Origin of the sequence: Komagataeibacter intermedius TF2 (assembly GCF_000964425.1) — a bacterium.
GTDB lineage: Bacteria > Pseudomonadota > Alphaproteobacteria > Acetobacterales > Acetobacteraceae > Komagataeibacter > Komagataeibacter intermedius.
Window position 1 is genome coordinate 1 of the sequence record NZ_BANF01000104.1, and the last position, 8159, is coordinate 8159.

Consider the following 8159-nt stretch of genomic DNA (forward strand, 5'->3'; position numbering starts at 1 on the left):
CTGAATTCTCATTCAATGCCCCACTAAAAATGGGGGGATTACCCTTACTTATGATATTAAAGGTCCTCGACGGAAGATAACGAAAGCTGAAGTTTATACGCTGCAGCAAGCGAGAACACGTTTGGTGCCGCAATTTATCGAAACATCGACAAATCTCGATAGGTTGCCCTCCAAAGCCTGTCCGGGTGATTTGAGTGTGGCCCGTCTCGCCTTGAATCCCAGTTACATCGCGCGTTCTTTTTATCCTGTCGCAATGTTGCGCAGTGCTGGTCTTGAGTCGGTCGGAAGTAGAGCTGTAAAACTGACCCCGGAGGCCTGGGCAAAAAAGGGTTCTCCGCGCGAGTCAACGACCACGGAGCTTTTTGTGGTGGGACGGCGAAAAGCGTTTCGTCAGTTGGCAGATTGGGCTGGAGAAGTTGAAGAAGGGTCCAGTGAAGCCAAAGACCTTTCTCATATTGAGAATTTTTCTGCATTTGAGTCAACAGATCGCATTGTGTCATTCGAAAAATCTCAAGATCGTTTTTTCGAAGTGGGTGTTCATCTGTTACCCGGAGATAACTCTCAATTTGTACAACGCGCATTTGCCAAATATGCGACCGACGTTGGCGTAAAGCTGCACCTCGATCTGGCATTTAGCGCAGGAAATCTATGGTTTCTTCCTGCAGAGGGCGATAGCGAGAGCATCAGGCATCTAGCTGAGTTCTCTTTTGTACGTGTAATTCGTTCCATGCCCAAGTTGCGTGGTATGCGTCCGATACAACGGGCTTCTGGCGTGACTGTGCCGTGTAGCCTGCCCACGGAGCAGCCGCTGTCGTCAGAGCCTAAAGTCGCCATTTTGGATGGTGGTTTGCCGACGAATAGCAGTATCACTCCGTGGGTAAATACTTATCGCGTCATGGATGAGCATGCGGAAGATGATCCAGGCGGCATTGAGCATGGGCTTGCAGTCACGTCGGCATTCCTTTTTGGACCGATCATACCCAATAGCACTCCGTCTCGGCCTTATTCTTATGTTGATCATCTCCGCGTTCTGGATCGTGAAACTGATTCAGAAGACCCATTGGAATTATATCGTACGCTGGGGTTTGTGGAAGAAGTTCTTCTGTCTCGATATTATCAGTTCATCAATTTGAGTTTGGGACCGGATCTCCCAATTGAAGATACAGATGTACACGCGTGGACTTCTGTGATTGATGATTTGTTGAGCGACGGAGATACATTGATGACCATAGCCGTTGGAAATAACGGCGCTATGGATCGCTCCACAGGTAACGCACGTGTTCAGGTGCCATCGGATTGCGTGAATGCGTTGTCCGTAGGGGCTGCTGACAACGTTGATAAAACTTGGGGTCGGGCCGCTTACAGCGCCGTTGGACCCGGTCGTAGTCCAGGCGTAGTAAAACCTGATCTTATGGCTTTTGGTGGGGCCGCAGAAAATTCTAAATATTTTCATGTTCTGGCATCGGGAGCCAAGCCGTCCTTAGTGCCTCAATTGGGAACAAGTTTTGCATCACCATATTTATTGCGCAATGCTGTTGGAGTTCATGCAGTTCTTGGTTCGGATTTATCGCCGCTCGCTATTAAAGCGTTGCTTGTTCATAGTGCTGATCCCTCTGAACACGATAAAATTGAAGTCGGTTGGGGTAAAATTCCAGAAGATTTGATGGAAGTTATTACTTGTCCATCTGGCGTGGCGCGGGTGGTCTATCAAGGCGAATTAAAGCCCGGAAAATATTTACGCGCGCCGCTTCCAATACCAACTGGTGGTTTGCAAGGTAAAATACGCTTGAAGGCAACATTTTGTTACGCGTCTCCGACGGATCCGCAGGATGCTGTTACCTATACTCGAGCTGGTTTGGATATTGTCTTTCGTCCCAGTGATAAGAAGGTAAAAGAAGGTAAAGCGAACGCCGATACAAAAGGCTTTTTCGATATGAAAAAATACGCAACCGAAGAGGAGCGTCGTTCGGATATGGGGAAATGGGAAACTGTTCTACATGGCGATAAACGTATGCTCGGGCGTAGTCTCGATAGCCCAGTGTTCGACATTCATTACAATGCGCGTGAATCAGGACATGCTACGACAAGCGCTGAGAAAATTCGTTATGCTCTAATTATCACAGTAGAAGCTGCTAAACATCCTGATCTCTATAATGATATTTTGCGTAGTTATACAAAGGCACTTGTGCCAATTCAGCCAAAAATAACCCTGCCAATTCGAACATAGGAATTGTTCAAATTGGGATTTCTTATTTTTCAAATTGACTAAATGTTTCGACATTTTTGCGAATGGGTTCAGCCCATTTGATCAGAGGTTGCAATGTATATGGAACGGCGCCCTGCGCTCAGAAAGGTAGAGATTTTTGGGCTCTTGGAGCGGCTTTGTGAGCGACTGGAGCCAAGTGAAACCCAAACTAATCGTGCCCAATCCAGTTATGAAGCGGTGGGCCGGTGGTTGGCCGATGCTGAGGATAACCGGCTTGCCACCAGCGGTATTTACTTGCAAGGCTCGATTGCGCTAGGAACCACGGTAAAGCCGATTGGCCAAAATGAGTACGATGTTGACTTGGTTTGTCATCTTCCTGCTTTCGGTCATTGGTTGCCGCCCGCTCTGTGCAAGCAGATAGTGGGTGATCGATTGAAGGCCAATCAGCGTTATAATAATATTCTTCAGGAAAAGCCGCGTTGCTGGCGACTAAATTATGCAGATGAATTCCATCTGGATATAACCCCGTCCATTCCAAACGCGAATTGTGCCAACGGCGGAGAGTTGGTACCTGATAAAGCGCTTTCTACGTGGAAGCCTAGCAATCCCAAAGGATACCGAGATGCATTCAAGCGTCGGGCCGAGCTGGTTCCGCAGATGCGTCTTCTCATGAGCTATGCGGAAGATCGAGCACGCGCGGACGCGGACATTGAACCGTTCCCTGAGCGTCCTCGCTTTAAAGGGCTTTTGTGTCGGATTGTGCAAATTGCGAAGAGACATCGTGATAGTTATTTTCTCGAACGTAATATGTCTCTCGCGCCGATTTCAGTAATTATCACTACACTTGCCGCATGGAGTTACGAACACTGTGTTCGGACGATGGTGTTCGACAGCGAACTGGATGTTTTGCATGCCGTGATTCGTCATATGCGCACTTTTATCCGATCTAATACGATAGAAGGACGCGTCTATTGGGCTATCTGGAACGAAACAACGGAAGGTGAGAACTTCGCTGAACGTTGGAATACGGAGCCAGCCAAGGCAGCAGCTTTTTTTGAGTGGCACGCTGCAATAATGCTGGATCTAGAACGGTTGAGTGCTGCTGAGGGGCTCGATGGTTTGGGTAAAACCCTTGCCTCATCGTTTGGACAGGCTCCTGCGCGAGAAATTATCCAGGAGATGCTCGATAGCATGTCGGCCGCGCGATCCGCCCGTCTGCTGGCCGTTGCTCCAGCGATTGGTTTGACAACTGCAAAAGTACCTGTGGCTCGAGTGACATCGGTCCGCAGTAATACGTTTTATGGAGCGTCATAGTCTCCGATGCGCTTTGATCTTCCTCGGCCACTGACACCTTCACAGCAGTATATCGCGTTACGGTCCAACCCGATCTGTGAAGGTCACGGGAAACTGCGCGGTAATATTCTTACGTGGAATTTTCTGGTTACGCCTACGCCCTTGAGCAGGTTGTATCATGCCCGGATAGAATATCGGCAAGGGAAGGCACCGGCAGTCTACATTGACCAGCCTGATCTTACGATTTTGGCTGAGGGAAGAAAACTACCGCACGTATATGAACAATTGCCAACACGGCTTTGTCTTTATCTTCCAAACTCGGGCGAGTGGGGAAATTGGATGCGGCTAGACCAGACGATCGTACCATGGACGGCACTCTGGTTGTTCTATTTCGAAGCATGGCTGCTGTCCGATGAATGGTCAGGTGGCGGACTACATCCTAGAGTGCGGGACCAATCCGATAGTCATAAACCGAAGCGTAAGATTCTGATATCAAATAGAAAACGTCATGAACATGCAAGATGATCAGGATAAGTCTTATCGTATTCTGTGTTTGGATGGAGGGGGAATCCGAGGAGTATTTCCTGCAGCCTTCCTTGCCCGACTTGAGGAATACATCGAGCATCCGATCGGTCAATACTTCGATTTGATAGCAGGCACGTCGACCGGCGGCATTATAGCTGTTGGTTTAGGCTTAGGACTTTCTGCAAACGAGATTCTGAAACTTTATGAGGAGCGCGGACCGGCAATTTTCGATCAGCAGCACGGCACTATTGGTAATTGGCTCCGTCAGCGCTGGCGAAGCGCGCGGCACTGGGTTGGCAGCAAATATGAGGCGACAGAACTCCGCGCTGCTCTCGACGGCATTCTCGGAGAACGGCGTCTTGGGGAAAGCGCAACTCGATTGCTTATCCCTGCGTGGCACCCGATATTGGAACGCGTTTACATCTATAAGACGGCCCACCATCCGCGACTGGAGACTGATTTTAGGCAGTTGGCCGTAGATGCAGCGATGGCTACTGCTGCGGCTCCGACATTTCTGCCTGCACATAATACGTCTGATCAAGTCGAGCTTATTGACGGTGGTGTCTGGGCCAATAATCCGATTGGCGCAGCGGTGGTCGAGGCGGTCGGAACGCTGGGGTGGCCCGCCAAGAGACTGAAAGTGCTTAGTATCGGGACTATCGCAGAAGTTAATGCCCCGCCTCGATGGGCTGGAAAATTGCCGATGGCTGCTCATGTCACTCGGCTGTTCATGGCAGGTCAATCTCATAGTGCGCTCGGCGCTGCAAAAATACTTACAGGAGATGGTCACGGCCACCAAGCTATCTGGCGTGTAGACCAGATAGCCCCATCAGGTCGTTACACATTAGACAATGCTGGTCGTATTGCTGAAATGAAGAATCGCGCAGTTGTGGAGGCGCGTGAGAAGCTTCCCGAACTTCGACGGCATTTTTTTGATAAACCTGCCGATAAATTTGTTCCGTATCATCAGCTATGAAACTGCGTACGGATGGTAAATCATTATCTCTGTAGGCTTAGGTTACATAGATAGGGCATGATGCTTGCAATGAGGCAGATCTTCAAAGAGAGAAGCCCTCTGCGTTCTCGCCTTTACTCTTCTTTCCTGCTAGGAAAGAAGAGTAAAGGCGAGTTGGTGTGGGTACAGCCGTCAGAGTCAGAGGCCTGCGCGAATTTTCGTGACGGGTTGAGAGGGTAGGAGAGAGTCTCCTGTCCGCCCGTCATGGAGTTTTTCGCCATGGCGACCGCCATTCCCAAAATCAGCCTGAGTTCGTCCCGCGACATCCCGTTCAATCGTCTGGTGCTGTCGCAATCCAACGTGCGGCGGGTAAAGTCCGGCCTGTCGATCGAGGAACTGGCCCGTGACATCGAGCGTCGCGGGCTATTGCAGAGCCTGAACGTCCGTCCTGTCCTTGATGGCGAAGGGGCCGAGACCGGCACTTACGAAGTCCCTGCCGGCGGACGGCGCTTTCGCGCGCTCGAACTGCTGGTGAAGCAGAAGAAACTGGCGAAGACGGCACCCGTGCCCTGCGTCGTGCGCGAAGCCGGATCGGCCATTCTCGCCGAGGATGATTCTCTGGCTGAGAACGTCCAGCGCGTAGCCCTGCACCCGCTGGATCAGTTCCGAGCTTTTCGTGACATGCTGGAAAAAGGCATGTCCGAGGAGGAAATCGCCGCTGCGTTCTTCGTGACAGCTGCTGTTGTCAAGCAACGCCTGCGTCTGATGACCGTGTCCGACAGCCTGCTTGAAATCTATGAGCAGGATGGGATGCGCCTGGAGCAGCTGATGGCCTTTTCCATCAGCGACGACCACGCGCGGCAGGAACAGGTCTGGGAGATCGTGGCCCAGAGCCATAATCGCGAACCCTATGTCATCCGCCGCATGCTGACGGAAAAGACCGTCCGGGCTTCGGATGCCCGTGCCCGTTTCGTCGGGCTGGAGGCCTATATCGTAGCGGGTGGCCACGTCATGCGCGACCTGTTCGAGGCTGACGACGGCGGCTGGCTGCAGGATCCGGCCATTCTGGACAGGCTGGTCATGGAAAAACTGCACACAGCCGCTGAGGATATCCGCGCCGAGGGCTGGAAATGGGTCGAGACGGCCCTGTCGTTCCCATGGGGGCACACACGGCAGTTCGTCGAGATCGATGGCACGGAAGTGCCCCTGACCGATGAAGAGACAGCCCGTCTCGAAGCCCTGCGTGCCGAACAGGAAACCATCGAGGCGGAATACGCTCAGGCCGATGAATATCCGGACGAGGTCGATGCAAGGCTGGGCGGGATCGAACAGGCCATCCTTGTCCTGGAGGAACGACCTCTGGCGTTCGATCCTGCCGACATGACGCGGGCCGGAGCGTTCGTTAGCCTCGCCAGCGATGGCATATTGCAGGTGGAGCGGGGCTTCGTGCTGCCCGAGGACATGCCGACCGAGCCAGAGGAGGTCGATGACGCCGGCGGTGCCGATGGATACGATTATGCTGCGTATGACGGACAGGATGAACGTCTTGCTGATGATGGCGACGACGGGGGCGGGGAGGGCAACAGCATTTCTCCCGACTTTGAGCCCGAGGAGGAAGACGGGATCAAGCCGCTGCCTGACCGGCTTCTCACCGAACTGACGGCGTGGCGCACGCTGGCCCTGCGGGATGCGGTCGCCAGCAATCCGCATATCGCCCTGACCGAATTCCTGCATACGCTGGTGCGTGATGTTTACTGGCAGACACCGGGGGCCGACTGCCTGGAAGCCTATGTCCGGGAAATCCCGCTGCCGGTCCATTCACCGGACATGCCGGGCAGCCTTCCGGCCCATGCGCTACGGCAGCGCAACGAGGGCTGGAAGCACGATCTGCCGGAAAACGAGGATGCGCTGTGGCGCTGGATCGACGGGCTGGACGATGCCAGCCGCATGGCGCTGCTGGCGTACTGCCTGTCCTTCGGGGTTAACGCGCTTTATGAGCGCATGCCCGCCTATGGGGCGGTGTCGCAGCGCAGCGTGACCGAACGCCTCAAACGGGCAGACCGTCTGGCGTCGGCCCTCTGCCTCGATCTGGTCGAGGCGGGCTGGCAGCCGACCGTCGAGAACTATCTCGGCCGGGTGACCAAGGCTCGTATCCTGCAGGCGGTGCGGGAAGCACGCGGCGATGAGGCGGTCGAGCGCATTGCGCACCTGAAGAAGCCCGACATGGCCCGCGAGGCCGAGCGGCTGCTCGACGGCTCTGGCTGGCTGCCCGAGGCGTTGCGGACGGCGGGGAGCGTAGAGCAGACGTCTGTTGAAACAGTGACTTACGCGGTTTATGGAGGGGGATCTGGGTTTTCGCCTTTTGAAGGCTAAACAGAAGGCAATTTCCCTCGCTTTTGAGTGAGGTTGCGCATGAAGGCGACGAACCGTCCCAGTATCGCGTCTTCTGCCTCGGCTCGCCATACTAGATGAACATCGAATTCGGCATTCGGATCATCAAGAGGCCGAAAGACGACCCCGCACGGTTGGAACTCTTGGCAAGCTGCATTGCAAAGCGTAATATTCAATCCCACGCGTATTTGCGAGAGAAGCGTTAGTATACCTTCGTAATGCATGGGGATATGCGTCTGTGATCCGATCTGGGCTAGGTAGAAATATCTGTACCAATCCTCATACGCTTTTGAGGGCACCAACAAGCCCTCTTTTGTCAGATTCCGTATAGACAGTGTTTCTTGATTTGCGAGTGGATGGTCATAGGGCAGGACTACAACGATGTGCTCTCGATGCAGAGGAGATGAGGCGAGGCTATTATCGAGTGCGAATTGGGGGATAATGGCAGCATCAATATGCCGGTTCGGTAATGTAAAAACGATGTCACGATCAGACGATGTATGAAGACTGATTCGTGTTTGTGGGTAGCTGTTGCTCCATGATCGTAACAATAATGCAGGTTTTGAATGAAGCGGTGGGTACGCCAGTCCGATGCGTAACTCGCCTTCCGGAAGGTCTGTCAGGTCATCAGTTAACGCTCGGAGATATCGTGCATCTTCTATGATATGACGAACCTGCCGTAAAATATACTCTCCCATACTAGTTGTCACCGTCCCTCTTCTGTTGCGTTCAAACAATGTTACACCCAGAAGATGACGGTTGCAGCGAGGCAGATGGCTGAGAAGAAGA

General features: G+C 52.9%; 5 protein-coding genes. 4 read left to right on the forward strand and 1 reads right to left on the reverse strand.

What is annotated here, in order from left to right; translation table 11 throughout:
• Positions 1 to 196: 196 nt before the first annotated feature.
• The 4 genes from B7449_RS12830 (at position 197) to B7449_RS12850 (ending at position 7352) form a co-directional block, all read left to right on the forward strand.
• On the forward strand, positions 197 to 2227 hold the full coding sequence (locus B7449_RS12830; protein WP_199858298.1) for a S8 family peptidase: 2031 nt from the start codon (positions 197 to 199) through the stop codon (positions 2225 to 2227).
• A gap of 99 nt (positions 2228 to 2326) precedes the next feature.
• Complete coding sequence (locus B7449_RS12835; protein ID WP_199858299.1) at positions 2327 to 3520, forward strand: nucleotidyltransferase domain-containing protein; 1194 nt, start codon at positions 2327 to 2329, stop codon at positions 3518 to 3520.
• Between the two features lie 487 nt (positions 3521 to 4007).
• Complete coding sequence (locus tag B7449_RS12845) at positions 4008 to 5000, forward strand: CBASS cGAMP-activated phospholipase (RefSeq protein ID WP_148431342.1); 993 nt, start codon at positions 4008 to 4010, stop codon at positions 4998 to 5000.
• Between the two features lie 258 nt (positions 5001 to 5258).
• Positions 5259 to 7352, forward strand: coding sequence for a ParB/RepB/Spo0J family partition protein (locus B7449_RS12850; protein ID WP_048883680.1), 2094 nt, complete (start codon positions 5259 to 5261; stop codon positions 7350 to 7352).
• On the opposite strand, the gene B7449_RS12855 is transcribed toward B7449_RS12850, so the two are convergent.
• On the reverse strand, positions 7349 to 8159 hold an 811-nt coding region (locus B7449_RS12855), incomplete at its 5' end, for a LysR family substrate-binding domain-containing protein (RefSeq protein WP_209426734.1). The two genes, B7449_RS12850 and B7449_RS12855, sit on opposite strands and share 4 nt — an antisense overlap.

Coding starts and splice junctions, on each gene's coding strand:
- B7449_RS12845 (WP_148431342.1), top strand. CDS start 4,008: ATGAACATGCAAGATGATCAGGATAAGTCTTATCGTATTCTGTGTTTG.
- B7449_RS12835 (WP_199858299.1), top strand. CDS start 2,327: ATGGAACGGCGCCCTGCGCTCAGAAAGGTAGAGATTTTTGGGCTCTTG.
- B7449_RS12850 (WP_048883680.1), top strand. CDS start 5,259: ATGGCGACCGCCATTCCCAAAATCAGCCTGAGTTCGTCCCGCGACATC.